General features: G+C 65.4%; 21 protein-coding genes, 1 tRNA gene and 1 pseudogene. 16 read left to right on the forward strand and 7 right to left on the reverse strand.

The genetic code is table 11. From position 1 onward, the window contains the following. Positions 1-19: 19 nt before the first annotated feature. The gene (locus PTE31013_RS01110; protein ID WP_150610998.1) at positions 20-409 is read right to left on the reverse strand and encodes a thioredoxin family protein; all 390 of its coding nucleotides are present in this window, start codon (positions 407-409) and stop codon (positions 20-22) included. 91 nt (positions 410-500) lie between these two features. Next, positions 501-1,847, reverse strand: a complete 1,347-nt coding sequence (gene dprA, locus PTE31013_RS01115; RefSeq protein WP_246173853.1) for a DNA-processing protein DprA — start codon at positions 1,845-1,847, stop codon at positions 501-503. Positions 1,848-2,084: 237 nt separating this feature from the next. On the opposite strand from dprA, the gene def reads away from it, so the two are divergent. The 15 genes and pseudogenes from def (at position 2,085) to PTE31013_RS01190 (ending at position 16,058) form a co-directional block, all read left to right on the forward strand. Next, positions 2,085-2,588: a peptide deformylase gene (gene def / locus PTE31013_RS01120; RefSeq protein ID WP_150610999.1), complete on the forward strand. Its 504-nt coding sequence runs from the start codon at positions 2,085-2,087 to the stop codon at positions 2,586-2,588. A 148-nt stretch (positions 2,589-2,736) separates the two neighbouring features. Continuing rightward, the gene (locus tag PTE31013_RS01125) at positions 2,737-4,494 is read left to right on the forward strand and encodes an ArnT family glycosyltransferase (protein WP_150611000.1); all 1,758 of its coding nucleotides are present in this window, start codon (positions 2,737-2,739) and stop codon (positions 4,492-4,494) included. A 30-nt stretch (positions 4,495-4,524) separates the two neighbouring features. Then, complete coding sequence (gene fmt, locus PTE31013_RS01130) at positions 4,525-5,508, forward strand: methionyl-tRNA formyltransferase (protein ID WP_150611001.1); 984 nt, start codon at positions 4,525-4,527, stop codon at positions 5,506-5,508. A 210-nt stretch (positions 5,509-5,718) separates the two neighbouring features. Next, on the forward strand, positions 5,719-6,579 hold the full coding sequence (htpX, locus tag PTE31013_RS01135; RefSeq protein ID WP_150611002.1) for a zinc metalloprotease HtpX: 861 nt from the start codon (positions 5,719-5,721) through the stop codon (positions 6,577-6,579). Between the two features lie 184 nt (positions 6,580-6,763). Further along, complete coding sequence (gene rsmB, locus PTE31013_RS01140; protein WP_150611003.1) at positions 6,764-8,077, forward strand: 16S rRNA (cytosine(967)-C(5))-methyltransferase RsmB; 1,314 nt, start codon at positions 6,764-6,766, stop codon at positions 8,075-8,077. Continuing rightward, positions 8,074-8,676 (forward strand): annotated as a pseudogene (locus PTE31013_RS01145) (DUF4390 domain-containing protein); the annotation flags it as partial. The gene rsmB and the pseudogene PTE31013_RS01145, both read left to right, overlap by 4 nt. 196 nt (positions 8,677-8,872) lie before the next feature. Next, complete coding sequence (locus PTE31013_RS01150; protein WP_281351790.1) at positions 8,873-11,164, forward strand: sensor histidine kinase; 2,292 nt, start codon at positions 8,873-8,875, stop codon at positions 11,162-11,164. After that, a complete protein-coding gene (locus PTE31013_RS01155; protein WP_150611006.1) occupies positions 11,165-11,905 on the forward strand; it encodes a response regulator in 741 nt (246 codons plus the stop codon). Between the two features lie 75 nt (positions 11,906-11,980). Further along, a tRNA-Phe gene (locus tag PTE31013_RS01160) sits at positions 11,981-12,056 on the forward strand. A 216-nt stretch (positions 12,057-12,272) separates the two neighbouring features. Then, the gene (gene queC, locus PTE31013_RS01165) at positions 12,273-13,004 is read left to right on the forward strand and encodes a 7-cyano-7-deazaguanine synthase QueC (RefSeq protein WP_150611007.1); all 732 of its coding nucleotides are present in this window, start codon (positions 12,273-12,275) and stop codon (positions 13,002-13,004) included. A 21-nt stretch (positions 13,005-13,025) separates the two neighbouring features. Next, positions 13,026-13,661: a 7-carboxy-7-deazaguanine synthase gene (gene queE / locus PTE31013_RS01170; protein WP_150611008.1), complete on the forward strand. Its 636-nt coding sequence runs from the start codon at positions 13,026-13,028 to the stop codon at positions 13,659-13,661. A 12-nt stretch (positions 13,662-13,673) separates the two neighbouring features. Beyond that, positions 13,674-14,114: a 6-carboxytetrahydropterin synthase QueD gene (gene queD / locus PTE31013_RS01175; protein WP_418303957.1), complete on the forward strand. Its 441-nt coding sequence runs from the start codon at positions 13,674-13,676 to the stop codon at positions 14,112-14,114. 213 nt (positions 14,115-14,327) lie between these two features. Next, positions 14,328-14,732: a hypothetical protein gene (locus PTE31013_RS01180; RefSeq protein WP_150611009.1), complete on the forward strand. Its 405-nt coding sequence runs from the start codon at positions 14,328-14,330 to the stop codon at positions 14,730-14,732. A 19-nt stretch (positions 14,733-14,751) separates the two neighbouring features. Continuing rightward, on the forward strand, positions 14,752-15,174 hold the full coding sequence (locus tag PTE31013_RS01185) for a DsrE family protein (RefSeq protein WP_150611010.1): 423 nt from the start codon (positions 14,752-14,754) through the stop codon (positions 15,172-15,174). A gap of 170 nt (positions 15,175-15,344) precedes the next feature. Then, on the forward strand, positions 15,345-16,058 hold the full coding sequence (locus PTE31013_RS01190) for a tetratricopeptide repeat protein (protein ID WP_246173854.1): 714 nt from the start codon (positions 15,345-15,347) through the stop codon (positions 16,056-16,058). Positions 16,059-16,133: 75 nt separating this feature from the next. Here PTE31013_RS01190 and rodA read toward each other — a convergent pair whose 3' ends face one another. The 5 genes from rodA to PTE31013_RS01215 form a co-directional block, all read right to left on the reverse strand. Continuing rightward, positions 16,134-17,282 carry a rod shape-determining protein RodA gene (gene rodA / locus PTE31013_RS01195; protein ID WP_150611552.1) on the reverse strand — a complete coding sequence of 383 codons (1,149 nt, stop codon included), beginning with the start codon at positions 17,280-17,282 and terminating at the stop codon, positions 16,134-16,136. Next, complete coding sequence (gene mrdA, locus PTE31013_RS01200) at positions 17,282-19,465, reverse strand: penicillin-binding protein 2 (protein ID WP_150611012.1); 2,184 nt, start codon at positions 19,463-19,465, stop codon at positions 17,282-17,284. The genes rodA and mrdA overlap by 1 nt, the downstream gene beginning before the upstream one ends. A gap of 43 nt (positions 19,466-19,508) precedes the next feature. Further along, the gene (gene mreD, locus PTE31013_RS01205) at positions 19,509-20,021 is read right to left on the reverse strand and encodes a rod shape-determining protein MreD (RefSeq protein WP_150611013.1); all 513 of its coding nucleotides are present in this window, start codon (positions 20,019-20,021) and stop codon (positions 19,509-19,511) included. Positions 20,022-20,030: 9 nt separating this feature from the next. Then, entirely contained in the window at positions 20,031-20,999 is a 969-nt protein-coding gene (gene mreC / locus PTE31013_RS01210; protein ID WP_150611014.1) for a rod shape-determining protein MreC, read from the reverse strand. A 184-nt stretch (positions 21,000-21,183) separates the two neighbouring features. Beyond that, positions 21,184-22,227, reverse strand: coding sequence for a rod shape-determining protein (locus PTE31013_RS01215; RefSeq protein ID WP_010805637.1), 1,044 nt, complete (start codon positions 22,225-22,227; stop codon positions 21,184-21,186). Positions 22,228-22,777: 550 nt separating this feature from the next. Here PTE31013_RS01215 and gatC point away from each other — a divergent pair. Continuing rightward, complete coding sequence (gene gatC, locus PTE31013_RS01220; protein ID WP_130024534.1) at positions 22,778-23,077, forward strand: Asp-tRNA(Asn)/Glu-tRNA(Gln) amidotransferase subunit GatC; 300 nt, start codon at positions 22,778-22,780, stop codon at positions 23,075-23,077. The last annotated feature ends 112 nt before the right edge of the window (positions 23,078-23,189 follow it).

Below are 23,189 nucleotides of genomic sequence, written 5' to 3' on the forward strand. Positions count from 1 at the left end.
CGCCCGGTTCCGGCGGGCGTTATCCGGCAAGCAAATGCTCGCGCAGCGCGGGGGCGGCGACCGTGGCGTCGCCCAGTACGCGCGTGTCGAGCATACGCTCGAGAATGCCGATGGCGGGCAGCACGGGGCCGAAAAAGCGGGCCTGTCCGGTAGCCTGCCGGGCATCCTGAACCAGCAGGGTCGGGAAATTCTCGATGTCGTGATCGTCGAGCCAGTCGGCATGCGTCTCGATATCCACCCAGACGAAGCAAAGCGCCGGATGGCGCGCTGCCAGCTGTTCGAACGCCAGCGCATATTCCCGGCAGGTGCCGCACCACGCCGCGCACAAACAAGCCACGAGACGCGTGTTGTCATCGGCCAGCGTGGCGGCGAGCACGGAACGGTCGGCGACAGGATCGAAAACGGGCATGGTGTCGGTGAGGTCGGTATCCGGGAATTGGGAGGGGGCGCAGCGGTGCGCGGCGCATTTCGGGCATTGGCCTCGGCGGCCGGGGCATTCGCTAGCGTACGCCCGGGGCGGTGCGTCGCGCAAACCGCCCACCGGGCAGCCGCGCGATATGGCCGTCGAGCTCGAGCACGCTCAGATGCGCGAGCACTGCGGTGATCGCCAAGCCGGTACGCCCGCAGAGGGCGTCCGCGCTGACCGGATCATACCCCAGCGCTTCAAGGACTGCTGCCATACCGGGTGACGGGGCAGTGCGCGTCGCCACGACGGCTGGGGCGGGTGGCGGGCCGTTGGCGCGCCCGTCGCCGTGAATGCTGAACAGATCGGGTGGTGTGCTGGCAGACGGCTGGCGGGGCGACGCATGGGCGCGTTTGCTGCGGCCGCTTGCGCGCGCGTCTCCTGGGTTGCCACCGTCCGCCGAATCTCTCGACGGATGCTCCGTGGCCGTCTGGGCGGGCGGTGCGATGCCCAGGGCTTCGAAGACGTCCTCGGGCGATGTCGCGAGCGTGGCGCCGTCGCGGATCAAGGTATGGCAGCCGCGGCTCTGCGGGGCGTGGATCGAGCCGGGCACGGCGAGCACGTCCCGGCCCAATTCGCCTGCCAGACGTGCCGTAATCAGCGAGCCCGAGTGTGTTGTAGCTTCGACGACCACGGTGCATTGCGCGAGCGCGGCGATCAGCCGGTTGCGCCGTGGGAAATGATCGGCGCGGGGCGGTGTGCCGACAGGAAACGCGGACAGCAACAGGCCGCGTTCGGCGATGCGCTCGGCCAGGGCGCGATGGCGGGCGGGATAGACGAGATCGGCACCGGTGCCTACCACCGCACAGGTGCCGCCTGCCGTCTCGAGCGCGCCTTCGTGGGCGGCGGCGTCAATGCCCGCCGCGAGCCCCGACACGACGCTCACGCCCGCGTTGCCCAGCGTGCGGGCGAAGTGCCGCGCGTTGTCGCGTCCCTGCGGCGTGGCGCGGCGGCTGCCGACGAGGGCCGCCGCGACCCCGGCGCGGTTGGGCAGGCCGGCGTCGCCGCGGCAATACAGGATCGGCGGGGCGTCGCCAAGCGCCAGCAGCGCACGCGGGTAGACCGGCTCGGACAACGTCACGACGGTACACCCGGGATGGCTGGCCCAGCCGACCGTGCGGGCGATCTGCGCATTCAGCTCGGCGGACATCGGGGCGAGCAGCCTGGCCACAAGGGCGTCCGGCAACACCTCGGCGAGCCGGGCACGCGGCGCACGAAAAATCGCCTCGGGCACGCCGAATACCGTCAATAGTCGCCGCACCGCGGCAGGCGGCACCCCGGGCGTGTGACATAGCCGCAGCCAGTCCTTGATTTCCGCACGGTCAGCACCGATCTGATGGGGATCGTGCTCGGTGGCGGTGTGACGGGCGGTTTGGCCGGCCACGGCGTCAGAACGGGCCTCGGGACGGGGCCCAGGGCGAGGCGCCGGGGTGGGGGGCGCATCGCTGGCTGTCAGCGTCGAGAAGGGCGCTATGCTAAAATTTTTCATCATCCGGTAAGCATTGACCGGGGGGCCAAGGCGGATATCCGTTGCGGCGCGAGCCTCGCGACGCAGCTGCCATCACAAGATTGTGCGTTCGCGGCCGCTCGTTGGGCAATGCGGCGATTTCCCGTTTTCATCATGGCATTACTGACAATTCTTCAATATCCCGATCCGCGTTTGCACAAGGTGGCCAAGCCGGTTGCCAAGGTCGACGACCGGATTCGCCAGCTCGTCAAGGACATGGCCGAGACCATGTACGACGCCCCCGGCATTGGCCTTGCGGCCACGCAGATCGACGTGCACGAGCAAGTCATCGTGATGGATCTCTCGGAGACGCGCGATGAATTGCGCGTGTTCATCAATCCCGAGATCGTCTGGCGCAGCGACGAGCAGAAGGTCTATGAAGAGGGCTGCCTCTCGGTGCCCGGCATCTACGACGAAGTCGAGCGCGCCGACCGTGTGCGCGTGCGCGCGCTGAACGAGCACGGCGAGGCGCTCGAGCTGGACGCCGACGGCCTGCTCGCCGTGTGCATCCAGCACGAGATGGATCACCTCAAGGGCCGCGTGTTCGTCGAGTACCTCTCGCCGCTCAAGCGCAATCGCATCAAGCAAAAGATGAAAAAGCAGGTCGAACGCGCCTGACGCGGGCCGGCGGCGCCCGACGTGGGCGCGCCCGGCGAAAAGTCCTCTATACTTGCAGCGCTCGCGGGCGCACGCGCCCGCCTTTCGCCGCTGCGACGGGGCGTCATCGAACGCTCGCCGTCGGGCCAACTCCCGACTGTTTGCCGAGATGTCCATCGCCATCGTTTCGCCGTCTTCCCGCACCCGCAAGATCTATTGGCTGAGCGCCGCACTCCTGTTCGCTTTCCTGCTGGCGGGCCTGTTCGACCGCGACCCCTGGAAAGCCGACGAGCCGTATTCCGTCGGCATGGTGCTCAACTTCTTTCGCGGCCACGATCTGGTTGTGCCGCACGTGGCCGCCGATCCTTTCGTGGAGAAGCCGCCCGTCATGTACTGGACGGGGGCGTTCTTCGCGCGGCTGGCCTCCGGCGTGCTGCCGGTCTTCGATGCGGCGCAGCTCGCGGTGCTCGCCTGGCTCGTGATCGCGGTGATCTGTGTCGGCCGGCTGGCGCAGCGCCTCTACGGCCCGGCGCAGACGCACGACACCAACACCGACACCGACACGTTCAACTGGCTCGCGCCCATGCTCATGGTGGGCAGCTTCGGCGCTATCGAGAACATTCACAAACTGACGGCGGATGTGCCGCAGCTTGCAGGCGCCGCGCTCGCGCTGGCGGCGCTGGGCCGCTTGGCCAAGGCCGAGAACGCATCGCGCTTGTGGGGGCTGCTGTTCGGCACGGGCGCCGGTATCGCGTTTCTGAGCAAGGGCCTGCTCGTGCCCGGCGTGCTGGGCCTCACCGCGCTGGCCGTGCTCGCCGTGCCGGCCTATCGGACGCGCCGTTACGCGGGCGCGCTCGGCTGGGCAGTCCTGGCGTCGCTGCCGTGGCTGATCATCTGGCCGGCGTTGTTCTGGCATGCCTCCGAGCCGCTGTTCATCGAATGGTTCTGGGATAACAACTTTGGCCGGTTCTTCGGCTTCGTCCATCTCGGCGGGGAGCGCACAACGTATGGGAGCGACGCCGCGAGCCTGATCGGGCTGACCTTCCCGGCGGGCTGGCTCGCGCTCGGCGCCCTGATCGCGCAACTGCGGCAGGGCGGCGGGTTGCGGCGTTTCCTGAGCGAGTGCCCGGAGCAGGCGATGCTCTGGCTGTACGCCGGCCTGTTTGTGGCGACGCTCGTCGCCTCATCGGCGATTCGCGATATATATATGTTGCCGCTCTTTCCGGCCATTGCGGTACTGGGCGCGGGCGTTCGTCTGCCGACCTGGCTCGAGAAGGCCTGGTCTCGTGTGGCGCTCGTCCTCATGAGCGTGTTGGGGCTGTTCCTTTGGGTGCGCTGGGGGCTGCAACTGAGCGGGGGTGGACACATCGCCGCCGGGCCGATCGGCAAGTGGCTGCCCCTCGATTACGTGCTGCCGTTCTCGCCGGGACTGGTGCTGGCGGCGGTCGTCGTCGCCGCGTTGTGGGTGACGGCCATCGTGCATCGCCGTCAGCTCGGTGCCCTGGTCTTCGGTTTCGCCGGGCTGATGTTCGTCTGGGGAACGCTCTCGACGCTGCTGTTGCCATGGATCAACGAAGCCCGTAGCTACCGCACGCCGTTCGACGAACTGCGCGCGTCGCTGTCCCATGCGGCGCCGCACGGCACGTCACTGGCGACCCGATGCGTCGGGTCGTACAACGTCGGTGAATCGGAGCGTGCCATGCTCGACTATTTCATCGATGTGCGTCCGGTACAGCTTCAGGATCTGACGCAGGCGTCGCGCTGCAGCGTGCTGCTGCTGCTCGACAAGGCCAATGCGCGCATCCCGGCGCCGGAAGGCTGGCGCGAGATCTGGCAGGGCGGCCGCGCCGGCGATACCAATGAGCGCTTCCGCGCCTTCGTGACGCCTTCGGCCACGGTGTCCGCATCCGCTGGCACCGTCAAATAAGTTATCGCGTTCAGCGCAAGGAAGTTCGTCATGACGCTTCGCATCGTCTTCGCCGGTACGCCGGAATTCGCACAAACGGCGCTTGCCGCCATCGATGCTGCCGGTTTTTCTGTGGAGTTGGTGCTCACTCAACCAGATCGCCCCGCGGGTCGAGGCATGAAGCTGCATGCCAGTCCGGTCAAGCGGTACGCCCAGGCGCGCGGCATGCCGGTGGCGCAGCCGTCGTCGCTGCGCCGCCACGGCAAATTTCCGGAGGAAGCCGCGGCCGCCATCGAACAACTGCGCGCGCTGGCGCCCGATGTCATGGTCGTGGCCGCGTATGGCCTGATCCTGCCGCAGGAGGTGCTCGATCTGCCCCGTTACGGTTGCCTGAACATTCACGGCTCACTGCTGCCGCGCTGGCGTGGTGCGGCACCGATCCACCGTGCCATCGAGGCAGGCGATGCCGAAACCGGCATCACCATCATGCAGATGGACGCCGGCCTCGATACGGGCGCGATGGTTCTGCGCGAAGCCGAACCCATCGGTCCGGACGACACCACGGCGGTGCTGCACGACCGCATGGCGGCGCTGGGCGGCAAGTTGATCGTCGATGCCTTGCGTCAGCTCGCGCGCGACGGTTATTTGCCGAGCGTCGCCCAGCCCGAGGTCGGCGTGACCTATGCGGAGAAGATCGCCAAGCAGGAGGCGGTGCTCGACTGGCGCAAACCCGCCGAGGGGCTGTCGCGGCAGGTCCGGGCGTTCGATCCGTTCCCGGGCGCGCTTGGCACGGTACATGACACGCCCGTCAAGGTGTGGCGCGCGAGCGCCGTGGCGGGCAAACCGGGGGTTGCCCCCGGCACTATTCTTGACGTGAGCGCTGACGCCATCGTCGTCGCCTGCGGGACCGGCGCGCTTCGTGTGACCGAGTGCCAGAAGCCGGGCGGCAAGCGTTTGCCGGTTCGCGAATTCCTCGCGGGATTCGCGCTGGCAGCCGGGGACGTGTTCGCGGCAGGGCATCCGCCGGCGCAGTAATTTCGACCGAATCGACCGTTCCGATCGTCGAAACCTTGTCGAAAGGTCTCGAAACGTCTTTGAATCGGCGGGAAATCGCCGCGAACGTCTGAAAAATCTCGAAATGAGGGCCGCTGGCGTTGAATTTTTGACGTCCGGCCCCATCTAACGCCCGGGAACACGCAAAGTGCGTGGTTTCCTTGGATCATCAAGATTGCAGAGGAGAACACCATGTTCAATTGGATGAAGACCACCCTGCTGATGGCGGCCATCACCGCGTTGTTCATGGTGGTGGGCGGCATGATCGGCGGCAAGCAGGGCATGATGCTCGCGCTGGCGTTCGCGCTCGCGATGAATTTCTTTTCGTACTGGTTCTCGGACAAGATGGTGCTGCGCATGTACAACGCGCAGCAAGTCGACGAGACGAGCGCGCCGCAGTTCTACAACATGGTGCGCGAGCTGTCGCAGCGTGCCGGCCTGCCGATGCCGAAGGTCTACCTGATCAACGAGGACGCGCCCAACGCGTTCGCGACCGGCCGCAATCCGGAGCACGCGGCCGTGGCGGCCACGACCGGCATCCTGCGCGTGCTCTCCGATCGCGAGCTGCGTGGCGTGATGGCGCATGAGCTGGCGCACGTGAAGCATCGCGACATTCTCCTTTCGACGATTTCCGCCACGATGGCCGGTGCCATTTCAGCACTCGCCAACTTCGCCATGTTCTTCGGCGGACGCGACGAGAACGGCCGTCCGACCAATCCGATCGCGAGCATTGCCGTGGCGATTCTCGCGCCGTTGGCTGCATCGCTGATCCAGATGGCGATTTCGCGTGCCCGCGAATTCGAGGCGGACCGCGGCGGCGCGGAGATCTCCGGCGATCCGCAGTCGCTGGCGATGGCGCTCGACAAGATTCACCGTTATGCGCAGGGTATTCCGTTCGCGGCGGCCGAGCAGCATCCGGCCACGGCGCAGATGATGATCATGAATCCGCTGTCCGGCGGCACGATCGCCAATCTGTTCTCGACCCACCCGGCGACCGAAGAGCGCGTGGCGCGACTGATGGAGATGGCGCGCACCGGCCAGTATCCGGCCTGATCGTGCGCGCCGCGCGCACGAACACGCGCGAAAGTGAGGACTGACCTCGCCGGCCAGGGCCTGGCCCGGCCACGCGGGTGTCGCCGCCAAGTGCGGTTGACCAGTCTGCTATCCTGTCGCCCGACAGCCGTCCGATAGCCCACATGCCCGCCGTCGCGCGGGCATGTTTGTTTGTAGAAAGCCCATGCCGCAACCGAGTCTGCCCACCGAATCCCTGGCCTACGCGCTGCAGCGCGCCGCGCAGGCCCTCGAATCCGTCCAGAACGGCACCGCGTTGCCGCAAGCGCTGGCGCACGCCACCACGCAATGCGCACCGACCGTGCGCGCCGCAGCACAGGATCTCGCCTATCGCGCCGTGCGACGTCTGGGCAGCAGTCGCGCGCTGCTCGCCTTGTTGGTCAAGCCCGCACTACAAGCCCGGGTGCGCGACATCCTGCTATGCGCCTTCGCGTTACTGCAGGACACCGCCGAGGATGCTGCGTACACCGAATTTACCGTCGTCGATCAGGCCGTGGAAGCGATTGCCGCCCAGCGTCGCACGGTTGCCGCGAAGGGGCTGGCCAACGCCGTGCTGCGTCGCTTCCTGCGCGAGCGCGAGACCTTGATGGCCGAGATTGCCAAGCAGCCCGAAGCCCGCTGGAACTACCCCGAGTGGTGGGTCGACATGGTGCGCGAGGCCTATCCGGACCAATGGGAGACCTTGCTTGCCGCTGGCGACAGCCGCGGGCCGATGACGCTGCGCGTGAATACCCGTCGCATCAGCGTGGCGGCCATGCAGGCGAGCCTGTCGGCGGCGGGCATGGAAGCCGAGGTCATCGGTCCGGTCGCCTTGCGGCTTGCGCAGGCCGTGCCGGTGGACCGGCTGCCGGGTTTTGCCGACGGATGGGTGTCGGTGCAGGACGCCGGCGCGCAACTGGCCGCGCCACTCGTGCTTGGTGAGTCACCGCGTGCCGGCATGCGGGTGCTGGACGCCTGCGCAGCCCCGGGCGGCAAGACCGGCCATCTGCTGGAGTTGGCTGACGTGCAGGTCACTGCGCTCGAGTCGGATCGCCTGCGCGTGCCGCGCATCTACGAAAACCTCGAGCGTCTGGGACTCACTGCCGACGTGCACATCGGCGACGCCGGCACGCCATCGAAGTGGTCTGGCGGCGGCTGGGACGGCGTGCCGTTCGATCGCATTCTGGCGGACGTGCCGTGTTCGGCATCCGGCATCGTGCGCCGCCATCCGGATATTCGCTGGCTGCGTCGCGAGGCCGACATTGCGGCCCTGGCCGAAGAGCAGCGACGCATTTTGCTGGCGCTCTGGGAGACGCTGGCCGTCGGCGGTGAGTTGATCTATGCGACGTGCTCGATCTTCCCGGCGGAAAATGAACTGCAAGCGCGATGGTTTGAACGTGTTCGCACAGATGCGGTACGATTGGACGCTCCCGGGCAATTGCTGATGACCCCTGGCGGCGCCCACGACGGCTTCTATTACGCTCGCTTCCAGAAACGGTGACTTTCTCCCAACGGCTACTGGCCTGTTTGCTGCCGCTGCTGCTGTGCGTTTTTGCGCTCGGCTTCGCTGCGCCCGCGCGTGCCGACAATGACATCCAGGTGCGCGAAGCCCGGCTCGAACCGTCCGAGGGTGGCTGGGCGCTCGACGCGCGCTTCGCCTTCGAACTCAACAGTAGCCTGGAAGACGCAGTCAATCGCGGCATCTCGTTGTATTTCACGACCGACTTCGAACTCACCCGCTCACGCTGGTACTGGTTCGACGAGAAGGTCGTGACCACGTCGCAGAGCGTGCGATTATGGTTCCAGCCGCTCACGCGTCAGTATCGCGTCTCCAGCAATAACGGCAACAGTAGCAATGGCGGACTGCAGCTCGGCTTCGCCTCGTTGCGCGACGCGCTCGCGCTCGTGCGCAATGTGAGTGGTTGGCACGTCATCGACAAGGGCATCGTCAAGCCGGGCACGCAGTACCAGGCCTCGGTTCGCATGCGGCTCGACAATGCGCTGATGCCCAAGCCGTTCCAGATCGACGCCGTGAACAATCGCGACTGGAATCTAAGCTCGGACTGGGCGCGCTTCATGTTCACGCCCGCGCCGCCCGCGTCGGCACCGTCGGCCAGCGTGGCTGCGCCGCCGGTCGTGGCCGCGAGCCTGCCCTCCGGCCCCCCGAATCACGCGTTCCGCCTGAGGGGCAACCTGCCGCTTGCCTTCAGCGCGGCGCTGCCGCCCGGAGCCGCCCGTGTCAAATAACGGCGGCAGCCTGCTCAAGCACATCGTCATTCGCACGCTGATCGTCACGATGGCGCTCGTCGCCATCGGCCTGTTCGGCCTGCTTGCGCTCGCGTCGGCCAATACCGAATTCTTCGATCGCTACTATTCGCTGCTCTACACCGCGAATATCGCGGTGGCGATCATCTTCGTCTTCATCGTCGGCGCGCTTGTCTGGATCATCCTGGCGCGGCTGCGCCAGCGACGCTTCGGCACGCGACTCCTCGCCAAGCTGGCGATCTTCTTCGCACTGGTCGGTGTGCTGCCGGGCGGCATCATCTACCTGGTGTCGCTGCAGTTCGTCTCGCGCAGCATCGAATCGTGGTTCGATGTGCGCGTCGAGACGGCGCTCGATTCCGGGCTCGAACTCGGACGCGCCATCCTGAACAACGGCCTGTCGGATCTCAGTGCGAAGGCGCAGCTCGTCTCCGACAACCTCGCGTCGCGCGGCGACAAGGGCGGAACGCTCACGCTGCTGCGCATGCGCGACCAGTTCGGCTTGCAGGATGCGACCATCGTCGATGGCAACGGGCGTGTGCTCGCGTCGGCATCGGGCAGCTTCAATGCGCTTGTGCCGGATTTGCCGACGCCGCTCATGCTACGTCAGGCGCGCACGCAGTCGCGCGGCTACACCGCCATCGAAGGGGGCAGCGAGGGCTACGACAAGCATCAGGCAAAGGATCAACTGCGCTGGCGCGTGGTGATCCGCATCCCTTCCGGATATACATCTTCTTTGCAAGACGAAGAGCGTTTCCTCCAAGTCACACAACTGGTGCCGGCCAATCTGGCGCAAAACGCCGAGGCGGTGCAGAGTGCCTATCGTGAATACCAGGAAAAGGCGCTCGGCCGCACGGGCCTGCGCAAGATGTACATCGGCACACTGACGCTCTCGCTGTTCCTCGCCACGTTCGTGGCGATGATGCTTGCGTTGGCGCTCGGCAACCAGCTCGCACGGCCGCTCTTCCTGCTCGCGCGCGGCACGCAGGAAGTCGCCGCCGGGGATCTGTCGCCAAAGGGGGAAGTGCGAACCAACGACGAACTCGGCTTCCTCACGCAGGCGTTCAATGCCATGACGCGCCAGTTGTCCGACGCGCGCGCGACGGTCGAGCGCAACCGGCTCGCGCTGGAAAGTTCGAAGGCGCACCTGGAGAGCATACTGTCGAGCCTGACGGCCGGCGTGTTCGTCTTCGATCGCGACTTTCGCCTGACGACGGCCAATGCCGGCGCCGAACGCATCTTCAAGCAGAGCTTCCAGGGGGAGCTGAATCGCTCGCCAGCGCATATTCCGGCGCTGGTGGAGTTCGGTGAGACGCTGCGTCGCGCGTTTGCCGATCGCGATGCGAATGCCGATCTCGGCCCGGGCGGGCATTGGCAACAACAGATCGGCCTGACGCTGCCGGGCGAGACCGATGCCGTGACGCTGCTCGTGCGCGGCTCGCATCTGCCCGAGCCGATGGTCGCGGTGGCCGGGGTGCCGACGCGCGCGGGCGGTGGCTACGTCGTGGTGTTCGACGATATCAGCGATGTGATCTCGGCGCAGCGTTCGGTCGCGTGGGCCGAAGTGGCACGGCGTCTGGCGCATGAGATCAAGAACCCGCTCACGCCCATCCAGCTCTCTGCCGAGCGGTTGCAGATGAAATTGTCGGACAAGCTGCCGCCGGCCGATGCCGAAGTGCTGCGCCGCGGCGCGACGACCATCGTCAACCAGGTGGCGGCCATGAAGCGCATGGTCGACGATTTTCGCGACTACGCGCGCTTGCCGCCGGCGGTCATGCATTCGCTGCAACTCAACGAGTTGATTGGCGAGGTGCTGACGTTATACGGGGTGGAGGAAGGGCGCGGCGCGATTCGTGCGTATCTGGACGCGGACCTGCCGGAGATTCGCGGCGACTCGACGCAATTGCGCCAGGTTATTCATAATCTGCTGCAGAATGCTCAAGATGCGGTCAGTGCAACCGAAAACCCTCTTATCACGGTGGAAACGAAGACAGTAGAATACGCAGGAACGGATATGCTTCCCGGCGAACCGAAACGCACGGCCGTGCGTTTGACGATCACGGACAACGGGCCGGGTTTCCCGGCACGCATTCTGACCCGCGCATTCGAGCCCTACGTGACGACGAAGTCGAAGGGCACCGGACTCGGATTGGCGATGGTCAAGAAGATCATCGACGAGCATCATGCGCGCATCGACATTCGCAACCGGTCATTACCCGAGGGCGAAGGCAGTGCAGGCGCACAGATTTCGATCTTGTTTACTCAATTGGCTGACGACCAGGAACTGTCGCGCAACAAGCCGGCAGAAAACACGAAGGTAGCGTAAATGGCAACCATTTTGGTGGTGGACGACGAAATGGGGATCCGGGAACTGCTCTCCGAGATTCTGAGCGACGAGGGACATGTCGTGGAAGTCGCGGAGAACGCGCAGGAAGCGCGCGCCTTCCGCGCGGCGCACATGCCCGATCTCGTGCTGCTCGATATCTGGATGCCCGATACCGACGGCGTAACCTTGCTCAAGGAATGGGCGGCGCAGCAATTGCTGACGATGCCCGTGATCATGATGTCGGGCCACGCCACGATCGATACCGCCGTCGAGGCGACCAAGATCGGGGCGCTCAATTTCCTCGAAAAGCCCATCGCGTTGCAGAAGCTGTTGCAGGCGGTGGAGCAGGGACTCGCGCGCGGCAAGCGCGATCCGTCCGGGGGCGTACCCAGCGCGTTCGAACCCGACGACGACGCGCCGGACGCGGGCGTCTTCGGCGAGAGCGAGCCTCGCCACGCGGGCGCGGGCCTGAACGGCTCGGCCATGCACCATGCATCGCTCGGTGTCCACGATCTCGAGGGCGCCGCTGCAGGGGCCGCGGCGGGCATGTCGGGCGACATCTCGTTCGACGTGCCGCTGCGCGAGGCGCGCGATGCCTTCGAGCGCGCCTACTTCGCCTACCATCTGGCCAGGGAGCACGGCAGCATGACGCGCGTGGCCGAGAAGACCGGGCTGGAGCGCACGCATTTGTATCGCAAGCTCAAGCAACTGGGCGTGGAACTCTCGAAGAGCAAGACGTGATGCCGCTTTCCTGCAGATTTTTTCGACGAAGGGCTTGCGAAAAGCGCCTGCAGTCTCTATAATCGCCTTTCTCTTGGCCCGGTAGCTCAGTTGGTAGAGCAGCGGATTGAAAATCCGCGTGTCGTTGGTTCGATTCCGACCCAGGCCACCAAATTCGAAGGGCTTGCGCACATCGCAAGCCCTTTTTGCGTTTGAACGAAAACGCTGCCCGATGATGGGTATCACGTCCTGGCGATAGTCGCGCGGGGCGTCGCGGTTCACAATCGCGTGACATATCCCGCACGCGGGCCGCCCGAGGGGTGGCTGCAAGCGCGTGTCCCAGCCCCCGTCGCCCTGACGGCGAGGGCGATACTGCTAGCGCACGATCATGACGACAAGCACCGATTCCGCTCTGGTCCTGTTCTCTGGTGGACAGGATTCGACCACCTGCCTCGCGTGGGCGCTGTCGCGCTATGCGCGCGTCGAAACGCTGGGCTTCGATTACGGCCAGCGTCACAGCGTGGAGCTGGAGTGCCGCACCGACGTACTGGCCAAGCTGCGGGTGCGTTTCCCGCAGTGGGCGCCCCGTCTGGGGGATGACCACATGATCGACCTGTCGATCCTGGGCCAGATCAGCGAGACGTCGCTCACGCGCGAGACCACCATCGCGATGGCGGCGAACCACCTGCCGAACACCTTCGTGCCGGGCCGGAATCTGCTGTTCCTGACGATTGGTGCGACTATCGCGTATCGACGCGGTTTGCGCGTGCTGGTCGGCGGGATGTGCGAGACGGATTTCTCGGGCTACCCCGATTGCCGCGACGACACCATGAAGGCGCTGCAGGTCGCGCTCAATCTGGGCATGGACCAGCGCTTTATCGTCGAGACGCCGCTGATGTGGATCGACAAGGCCGACACATGGCAGATGGCGCAGGACCTGGGCGGCGACGTGCTGGTCGAGACCGTGCGCGAAGACACGCACACGTGCTATCTGGGCGAGCGCAGCGTGCTGCATTCGTGGGGCTACGGGTGCGGCGAATGTCCGGCGTGCCAGTTGCGCCAGCGCGGCTATGAGCAATGGCGCGCACGCCATCACGATCAGGATCGCGGCGCGGCCTGATCCCGAGGGAATCGAGAAACTATGACGTACGCGGTCAAGGAAATCTTCTACACCTTGCAGGGCGAGGGCGCCAATGCCGGACGCCCGGCGGTGTTCTGCCGGTTTGCAGGATGCAACCTGTGGACTGGCCGGGAAGAGGACCGCGCGGATGCCGTGTGCCAGTTCTGCGACACCGATTTTGTCGGCACCGACGGCGAGCTTGGCGGCAAGTACCGCACGCCGGCGGATCTCGTGGCCCGGATCGCGGCGTTGTGGCCGGCGGGCGACCGCGCGCATCGGTTCGTCGTGTGCACGGGCGGTGAGCCGTTGCTCCAGCTCGACCCCGCCCTTATCGACGCGCTGCACGCCGAGGGCTTCCGCATCGCGGTGGAGACCAACGGCACGCAAGCCATCCCCGAGGGGATCGACTGGGTGTGCGTGAGCCCGAAGGCGGATGCCGAACTGATCGTCACGCGCGGCGATGAGCTGAAAGTCGTGGTGCCGCAGGATCGCCAGCGCCTGGCCGATTATGAGGCGCTCGACTTCGCGCACTTCTATCTCCAGCCGATGGACGGACCGCTGCGCGACACCAATACGAAGTTGGCCATCGACTATTGCAAAGCGCATCCGCGCTGGTCGTTGTCGATGCAGACGCACAAGTACCTGAATATTCCCTGAGCCGTTGCCGTGATTACGATTACCCGGAAACTCGAATTCGATGCGGGCCACCGCATTCCCGATCACCGAAGCCAGTGCCGCAACCTGCACGGGCATCGCTACGTGCTCGAGATCACGCTCGCGGGCGAAGTGAGCCGCGAGAGCGGCGCGTCGGACAATGGCATGGTGATGGACTTCGCCGACGTGAAGGCGCTCGCCAACGAGCATCTTGTGTCGGTGTGGGACCATGCGTTCCTCGTCTATGAGGGCGACACCGCGGTGCGCAATTTCCTCGAGACCATGCCTGACCACAAGACGGTGGTCTTCGATCGTGTGCCTACCGTCGAGAACCTGGCGGCGGCGGCGTTCGACAAGCTGAGCCACGTCTTCGACGCGCACTACGGCCGCGACTTGCGCTTGGTGCGCCTGCGTTTGTACGAGACGCCGAACTGCTGGTCGGAAGTCACCGCATAGTTCGCATCTACGCGGACTACGCCGACTATGCCGCGCTTGGGATTGCCTATGCGATCGGCGTCCGCGGCGCTCGCGCGGGCCGGGACGATACCCGCGATGCGTCAAATTCGATACTCTGCTGCCGAAATTCGACGACCGCCGGTCACGACATGACCGAAAGTTCCAACCCGTCAGATCTTGAGTCTGGCGGGTTTTTTATTTTCGGGGGTTGGCATGACAAGACTTTCAGCAGGCAGCGACGTGATTGCGCAGAACACGCAGCGCTTGGTGCAGCTTCTCGCGATGCGGCGGCGAGATTCGCACGGCAATCTGCACTCCCTGGCGCAGGTCGCCAATCGACCGGTGGCTGCCGTGACCGAGTGGTGGCGGCCAGGCGCACCACCGCTCGATCACGGCGACTTCCGGGCGGATTTCGTGAGTTCGCGAGCCGAGCGCCGCGCGTTGTTGTCGCTTCCGCGACGAGAGGGGCGTGCGGCATGTGCCGATGCCGCGACGCAGACGGACGCGGCATGGGAGGCGCCCCCGCCGTACTTGGCGCTGGATGCGATGCCCGGCGCGGCGGGCCCGGGCATGTCCCGCGGCGGGCCAACGCGCTATGATGCGGCTGGCACCACGTAACCAATAGGGGACTCCAAAAATGAAGACGCTGCTGCGCGGCCTGCTGGCTGCGCTCCTGTTCACGGCATTCGCCGTGCCTGCCACGCAGGCGTTCGCACGCGACAAGGTCGTGTATCACATCAACGACGCCGAGAAGCAGGCGCTGGCCGCGTTGCGCAACGTTCGCAACCAGCTCGACACGGTGCCGGATACCGACGTCGTGGTCGTCGCGCATGCGAAAGGCGTCGACTTCCTGATGGAGAGTTACAAAGATGCGGCGACCGTCGGGCCGCTGATCTCGGCGTTGCATGCGCGCGGCGTCAAGTTCGAGGTGTGTGAAATCACGATGAAGCAGCGCAACCTGAAGAAGGACCAGTTCGTGCTCGACGCGGACTTTACGCCGTCCGGTGTGGTCGAACTCACGCGCCTGCAACAGAAGGGCTACGCGTACATCAAACCGTAAGTCGGTCGTCTTGCGCCACACAAAAACCCCGGCCTGGCGCCGGGGTTTTTACGTTGGTGGACGGGACCTCGATCGTCAACACGACGGCGAAATCCGGGCGAGCGCGCGCCCCGGCGCATCTTTTCCATTTGGCGCACAATACGTCCAAAGCCTGTCTCAGGAGGTTCGCCATGTCGACGTCTCGCGCCATACGCCGGCTGCTTGCCGGTCTCGCCGCCACGCTGGTAGGGACGGCGTGTCAACCGATTCCCTATGCCGTGGCCGCCGCACAAGCCCCGGCCCAGGCACTGACCGATCAGGCTGTGCAGCACTATGAGGCGGGCCAGCAGTCGCAGGCGCTCGGCGAGTTCCGCCGGGCGGCCGAGCAGGGCAATCGCCTCGCTCAATTCGACTACGCCATGATGCTGCTCAACGGCGAGGGCGGCACGCTCGATCCGAGCGGCGCGGTGCAGTGGCTCGAACGCGCCGCGAACGCGGGCATGACGCAGGCACAGTACGTCTACGGCAAGATGTTCGACGACGGTTACGTCGTCGGCAAATCGATTCCGCAGGCCAATCTCTGGTACGAAAAGGCGGCCAGGCAGGGCCACGTGCAGGCGCAGGCGGCCATCGCCAACGAATACTTCATCGGACGCGGCGTCCCCAGGGATTACAAGACGGCGTTCGGCTGGTACGAGAAAGCCGCGCGCGGGGGCGACCTGCCGTCGCAGTACATCGTGGCAAGCTACTACGAGCGCGGCTATGGCGTCGTCACGCCGGATCCCGGCCGGGCGCGCCTATGGTACGAGAAGGCCGCCGCCCAGGGCGACGTGGCCGCTCAAGGCAAGCTCGACGCGATGAATCGGGTGTCCGTGCCGCCCACGTCCCCGGTACCGGCCCGTTAGTCGCAGCGTTCGGCATGCAAGAAAAACGGCAGGGCGAAGGCCCTGCCGTCTTGTCTGCGCAGCCATGCCGGGCCGTCAGCTCTGCATGAGGCGCTTCTCGCGCGCCACGCTCATCAGAATGCCGACGCCCAGGCCGAGTGTCACCAGCGCGGTGCCGCCGTAGCTCATGAACGGGAGCGGAACGCCGACCACCGGGAGAATGCCGCTCACCATCCCCATGTTCACGAAGGCGTAGGTAAAGAAGATCATCGTGACGGCCCCCGCAAGCAGCCGCCCGAACAAGGTGGCACCGGAGGCGGCGATCACCAGACCGCGCGCGATCAGCAGCAGATACAGCACCAGCAGCACCGCTTCGCCCATCAGCCCGAACTCTTCGGCAAACACCGCGAAAATGAAGTCGGTGTGCTTCTCGGGAATGAATTCTAGGTGGGCTTGCGTCCCTTTGAGCCAGCCCTTGCCGGTCGTGCCGCCCGAGCCGATGGCAATGACCGACTGGATCGTATGGAAGCCCTTGCCGAGCGGATCCGACGTCGGGTCCAGCAGCGTGCACACGCGATGCTTCTGGTAGTCGTGCAGGAAGTACCATTCGACGCCCGGCTGGCAGATCTTGTCCTGGACCGCGAGGACTGTACCGATGCCGATCACCACGGCGACGAGCACCGGCAGAATGAGCTTCCACGACAGGCCGGCCAGATAGATCACGTAGAGTCCGGCCGCGGCCACGAGCAGGCCGGTGCCCAGGTCCGGCTGCTTGGCGATCAGCCCGACGGGCACACCGAGCAAGGCCATCGCGACCAGGTAGTCGAACCAACGGATATTGCCCTCGCGCTTCTGGAAGTACCACGCGAGCATCAGCGGCATGGCGATCTTCATGATCTCGGACGGCTGGATCACCATCCCGACGTTCAGCCAGCGCTTCGCCCCCTTCTTCGTCAGCCCGAACATCGCCACCGCAACGAGCAGCGCGATCCCGGCCGTATAGAGCGGCACCGCGAACTTCATCAGCGTCTGCGTTGGCAGCATCGCCAGCAGCCACATCAGAATGAATGTGAGCACGATGTTGCGCACCTGGTCTTCGACGCGCCCGGGCACATCGATACTGGCGCTGTAGAGCGTGACCAGTCCCACGCACAGCAGCAGGAAGACGATCAATGCCAGCGGTTTGTCGAAACCGACGAACAGACGCTTGACCTGTTCTTTCCATGCATGTTTGTCGAGCGCCATCATGGCGTTCCTCCTTGCGCGCGAATGGCGGCGCGATGGCGAGCCTCGTCGGCGACGGTCGGACTCACGGCGGGCTGACGATGCGGCGCCGGGGCGGGCTTCGGCGCGCCGGCGGCGGATGCCTTGCTGGCGACGCGTGCCGCAGTCGTCGCGCCATCGCCAGCGCGGCCAGCGAGTTCGGCCGCGCTGGCGGGCGCGGCGTCCGGCGCGGCGGATACGGCCGAGGCACCTGATGCCGCGCCGGGACCCGATGCGGCGGCCTGCAACGCAGCCGCTTCAGCAGCGCGCTCCTTCGGCTCGTCGATGAGGTAGTAATCGAGCAGACGACGCGCGACCGGACCGGCTTGTGCGGCGCCCCATCCGGCATTCTCGACGATCAGTGCGATGGCGATCTTCGGATCGTCGGCGGGGGCGAACGCGATGAACAAGGCGTGGTCGCGCTTGAATTCGGGAACGGCGTTGTGGTTGTACTTCTCGTTCTTGCCGAGCGAGTAGACCTGCGCCGTACCGGTCTTGCCGCCGACCTCATACGGCGCGCCCGCGAATGCCTGGCGGCCCGTGCCTTCCTTGATCACCCCGACCATCGCGCGTTTGACGAAATCGATATTCGCCTGCTTGTAAGGCAGCCGCGCGCTTTCGTGCGGCACGGTCAACTGGCGCACATGCGTGACGGGGTCCTCGATGGCCTTCACGAGGTGAGGTTTCATCACCACGCCATTGTTGGCCAGCGTGGCCGTGGCGTGCGCCAGTTGCAGGATCGTGAACGAGTTGTAGCCTTGCCCGATGCCCAGGCTGACCGTCTCGCCGTCGTACCACTTCTGCTGTGCGGGCTTCTTGTACGCCTTGCGCTTCCACTCGGTCGACGGCAGGATACCGCGCGCTTCGCCTTCGATGTCGATGCCGGTCAACTGACCGAAGCCGAGCGGCGCCATGAAGTCGTGAATGGCGTTCACGCCGAGGTCGTGCGCGAGCATGTAGTAATAGGTGTCGTTCGAGACCACGATCGAGCGGTACATGTCGATCCAGCCCTGGCCGTTACGCACGTCGTTGCGGAACGTATGGTTGCCGAGCGTAAACGAGCCCGTGTCCTGGAAGCCCCAACTCGTGGTGCGCTTGCCCAGTTCGAGCGCGGCGAGCGCCATGAATGGTTTGTAGGTCGAGCCAATCGGATAGGTGCCGCGCAACGGACGATTGAGCAGGGGCCGGTCGGGCGAGTTGTTCAGCGCGTCCCAGTTCTGCTGGTCGATGCCTTCGACAAACAGGTTCGGATCGAAGCTCGGTGCCGACACGAACGCGAGCACGTCGCCCGTCTTCGGTTCGATGGCGACGACCGCGCCGCGCCGCCCGGCGAAGGCCTGCTCGGCCACTTCCTGGAGCTTGATGTCGAGCGACAGCACCAGGTTGTCGCCCGGCGTGGCCGGGGTGCGCGAGATCGTGCGCACCGGGCGGCCACCGGCGGTGACTTCGATTTCCTCGAAACCGGTGATGCCGTGGAGCTGCGTCTCGTAACTCTGCTCGACGCCGATCTTGCCAATGTAATCGGTACCCTTGTAGTTATTGACGTCCCGGCGGATGTCGTACTTGGCGCTGTCGCTGTCGTTCTCGTCGCTCATCGCCTCGATACGCTGGCGATCGCGCTGCGAGATCCGGCCGATGTAGCCGATCACGTGCGCGGCTGTCTCGCCGAGCGGATACTGACGGAACAGCCTGGCGTGCACATCCACGCCAGGGAAACGGAAACGTTGCGCGGTGAAGCGCGCGACTTCCTCGTCGGTCAGGCGCGTGCGAATCGGCAGGCTCTCGAAGCTCTTGCTGTCGTCCATGAGCTTCTTGAAGCGCGCCCGATCGCGCGGCGTGATCTCGATCACGTCGGACAGATCGGTGATGAGATCTTCCAGCGGACGACCGATCTTCGACGGCGTGATTTCCAGCGTATACGCGGAATAGTTGCGCGCGAGCACCACACCGTTGCGATCCATGATCACGCCCCGGTTGGGCACGATGGGCGCGAGCGAGACGCGGTTTTCGTCAGCTTGCAGGGCGTACTGGCTGTGACGGAAGACCTGCAGGTAGACGAAGCGTACGCTGAGCAGGCCAAAGCAGATCAGCACGAAAAAGGCAGCCGCCGTGATCCGCAGATGAAACGTCTGCAGTTGTTGCTGGGGATTCTTGAACTCGGTCATGCAGGCGGGGCTCGGTGGTGCGATCGGAAGGGGAGGGAGCCCATCAGATCGGACGCGTGTCGTCGCGGTCGACGGCGCGTTTCTGCGGCGCCAGCAACAGGATACTGATCACCGGCCAGAGCAGGGCTTCGACAAAGCCCGCCGCGAGCGGCCACCAGCCCGGAAACGCCGCACCGGTCGCCAGGCGGATGATGAACGGCACCACGTGCGCGAGCAAGAGCAACGGCAGCACCGTCAGCGCCTGACCGAGCAGCGTGAAAAACAGGACACGGCGGTGAATCATGATCGCGCCATACGACAGCAGCGTGTAGGCGAGCGCGTGCTCGCCCAGCAGGCCGGCGTTGTGCACATCCATGAGCAGTCCGACGAGGAAAGCCACACCCATGCCCACCTTGCGGGGCTGGTGGATGTTCCAGAACATGAGCACCAGCGCGACGAAATCGGGCATGGCGGGGGCATGCCCCCACGGCATCAGGTTGACCAGGAACGCCACCACGAGGCTGAGCGCGATGAAGTATGGATTGACCGGCAGCAGAATGTATTGCGGTCGTGACATATCGATTCCTCAATGACCCTTGCGGGCGGCCGGTGGGCGCTTCGGATCGGCGCGCGTGCCGCCCTTCTGGCCGGGCTTGTCACCGCTGGCCGACGGATCGGAGGCGCGCGCGAGATCGGCGGCGGCGTCCGGGTGCAGGGCAAGCGGCGTGGTGTATTGCAGCACCAGCACCTGACGCTGGCTGCGCAGATTGGCGACCGGCTGGCACAGGATGCGCGCAAACGCGGTGTCGGAGACGCGGTCGACCTTGGTAATGCGGGCCACGGGCAGGCCGGCCGGGTAGATGCCGTCCAGGCCACTGGTGGCGATTTCGTCACCGACCTTGACGTCGGCTGACAGCGGAATGAAGCGCAGGTCAAGCACATCGCCGCGCAGTCCGCCGTAGATCACACTGTGCACCCCGCTGCGCGCGACCTGCACGGGCACGGCTTGCTCCTTGTCGGTGAGCAGGGTGACTTCGCTTTGCAGCAGGAAGACGCGCGAGACCTGGCCGAGCAGGCCCTGTTCCGTGACGACCGGGGCGCCGAGCTTCACGCCGTGCTTCGTGCCGCGATCGATGACCACGCGCTGTGTGAACGGGTCGCGCGTGTCGTATTCGATCTCGGCGGGAATGCTCGGCACGGGCAGGCGCTCGCGCAGGGCGAGCAGTTGACGCAGATGTTCGTTTTCAGCGACCAACTGGTTATTGCGCTGGGCCTGCACGGAGAGTTCGAGGTTTTGGGCGAGAAGCGCCCGGTTCTCGCCCGAGAGTTGCGATTCGGTTGAGAAGAAGCCCGCCACGCCAAGAATGGCGTCGCGCGGCAGCAGCATCATGCGCTGCACCGGATACAGGGCGGTGCCGACGACGGACCGAACCCGCTCCAGCGTGTTGTAGTGCGAGTCGACCACGAGCAGGCCGATGGCGAGCGCGACGAAACAGATCAGCCGGGCCAACGCCGACGGACCCTGTTTGAACAGTGGCGGCGGACTGTACTGCATGGTGGGCCCTTCAGGGGAGCACGCGCAGCGAGGCGCCGCGGTGCGCGAATGGTGTCAGTCGGGTGCGACGGAACGGCATGACGACACGCTCCGTGCGCATGGTGTTGCAGCGTGGCCGGCCGTGCCGGGCGAGGGGGGAAACGCTTGGCCCCACCGCGCCGGACGACGAACCACGCACGTTGGCTTACTCGTAGGAGAAGATGCTGCCGAGCTTGTCCATGCGCTCGAGCGCCATGCCCGAGCCCCGCACCACGCAGGTGAGCGGGTCTTCGGCGACGAGCACCGGCAGGCCGGTCTCTTCGGCGAGCAGGCGGTCGAGATCGCGCAGCAGTGCACCGCCGCCCGTGAGCATCATGCCGCGCTCGGCGATATCGGCACCCAGTTCCGGCGGCGTCTGTTCCAGCGCGATCTTCACCGACGACACGATCTGGTTCAGCGGGTCGGTCAGGGCTTCCAGGATTTCGTTGCTCGAAATGGTGAAGGCACGCGGAATCCCTTCCGAGAGGTTGCGGCCCTTGACTTCCATTTCCTTGACTTCGGAGCCCGGGAAGGCCGAACCGATTTCCTTCTTGATGGCTTCGGCGGTCTGTTCGCCGATCAGCATGCCGTAGTTGCGGCGGATGTAGTTGACGATGGCTTCGTCGAACTTGTCGCCGCCAACCCGCACCGAACCCTTGTAGACGATACCGCCCAGCGAGATCACGCCCACTTCGGTCGTGCCGCCGCCGATGTCGACGACCATCGAGCCGGTGGCTTCCGAGACCGGCAGGCCGGCGCCGATGGCCGCGGCCATCGGTTCTTCGATCAGGTACACCTGCGAGGCGCCGGCACCGTGGGCGGCTTCCTTGATGGCGCGGCGCTCGACCTGGGTCGACCCGCACGGCACGCAGATGATGATGCGCGGCGACGGAGAGAACAGGCGCGACTCGTGCGCCATCTTGATGAACTGCTTGATCATCTGCTCGGTCACCGTGAAGTCGGCGATCACGCCGTCCTTCATCGGGCGGATCGCCTCGATGTTGCCCGGCACCTTGCCGAGCATCTGCTTGGCTTCCTTGCCGACGGCTTGAATCGTCTTCTTGCCGCTCGGGCCGCCTTCCTGGCGAATGGCGACGACCGACGGTTCGTCGAGCACGACGCCCTTGCCGCGCATGTAGATGAGCGTGTTGGCCGTGCCCAGGTCAATGGCCAGGTCGTTTGAGAAATAGCTACGAAGAAAACCGAACATGCAAAATCCTGTGTTTGCGTGAGGCCGCCCCAATGGATGTGACTGGGACGGCAGCCTGTCATCTGGGTTCCAGCCTGTTCGCAAAAAATTCGCCAGGCGCCACGCGGCGGCTCGCGAAACGTGCGGACAAACCGAGGAATGCGGTACCGGGCAGGAGGCGGGACTGCCGTTATCCATCCGTCGCGTCAGGGTCTTCCGATGGACTGCGCGATCGTCTGTCGCGCCCCCCGGACTGGCCGAGGCCCACCTGCGCGACAGCGTCGAAGGGTGCAAAAACACGCTCCGACGCAAATTTAATGCGCAATGATACCTTATAATTTCGCAGGTTTTGCAGGAAAAACGAGCACGTTGACACCCCATTCGACGCCCCCGGCGCGCGCGCCGAGCGCCTTGTGGCACGGCGTGCCAGCCCTCCTGCGCAGCCCGGTGCACGGAGTAAAACCGTAGACGAGTCCGGCCTCGTCCGCACATTCTCCGCATTCTGTCCCTAATTTTGGCGTCAGACATGCACCCGGCTGCTCTCCAATGCGCATTTTTTCGGGATTTCTTCATGGCTTTGAATCTCTCAGACGTCAAACGCATCGCCCACCTCGCGCGTCTCGAGCTGGCCGATGACGAGGCGGCTCACATGGAAAAGGAGCTGAACGGCTTCTTCGCGCTCGTCGAGCAGATGCAATCGGTCGACACGAAGGACGTCGCCCCGCTGGCGCATCCGATCGAGCAAATTCAGGCCGTTGCCCAGCGCCTGCGCACCGATGCGGTGACCGAGCAGGTCGATCGCGAGGCCAACCAGCGCCCCGCGCCCGCCGTTCAGGACGGCCTCTATCTGGTGCCGAAGGTCATCGAATGAGTCCGGCCCGTTGCGGAGTGTCCGGCGCGCCGGGCGCTCGTGCAACGGATTGCCGCGCGCCCTCGGCGCCCCGCATGCCCTCATGCCTTCATGCGCTATAACGCACAGCAGC

The sequence above is a fragment of the Pandoraea terrigena genome (assembly GCF_902459705.1).
Classification (GTDB): Bacteria; Pseudomonadota; Gammaproteobacteria; order Burkholderiales; family Burkholderiaceae; genus Pandoraea; species Pandoraea terrigena.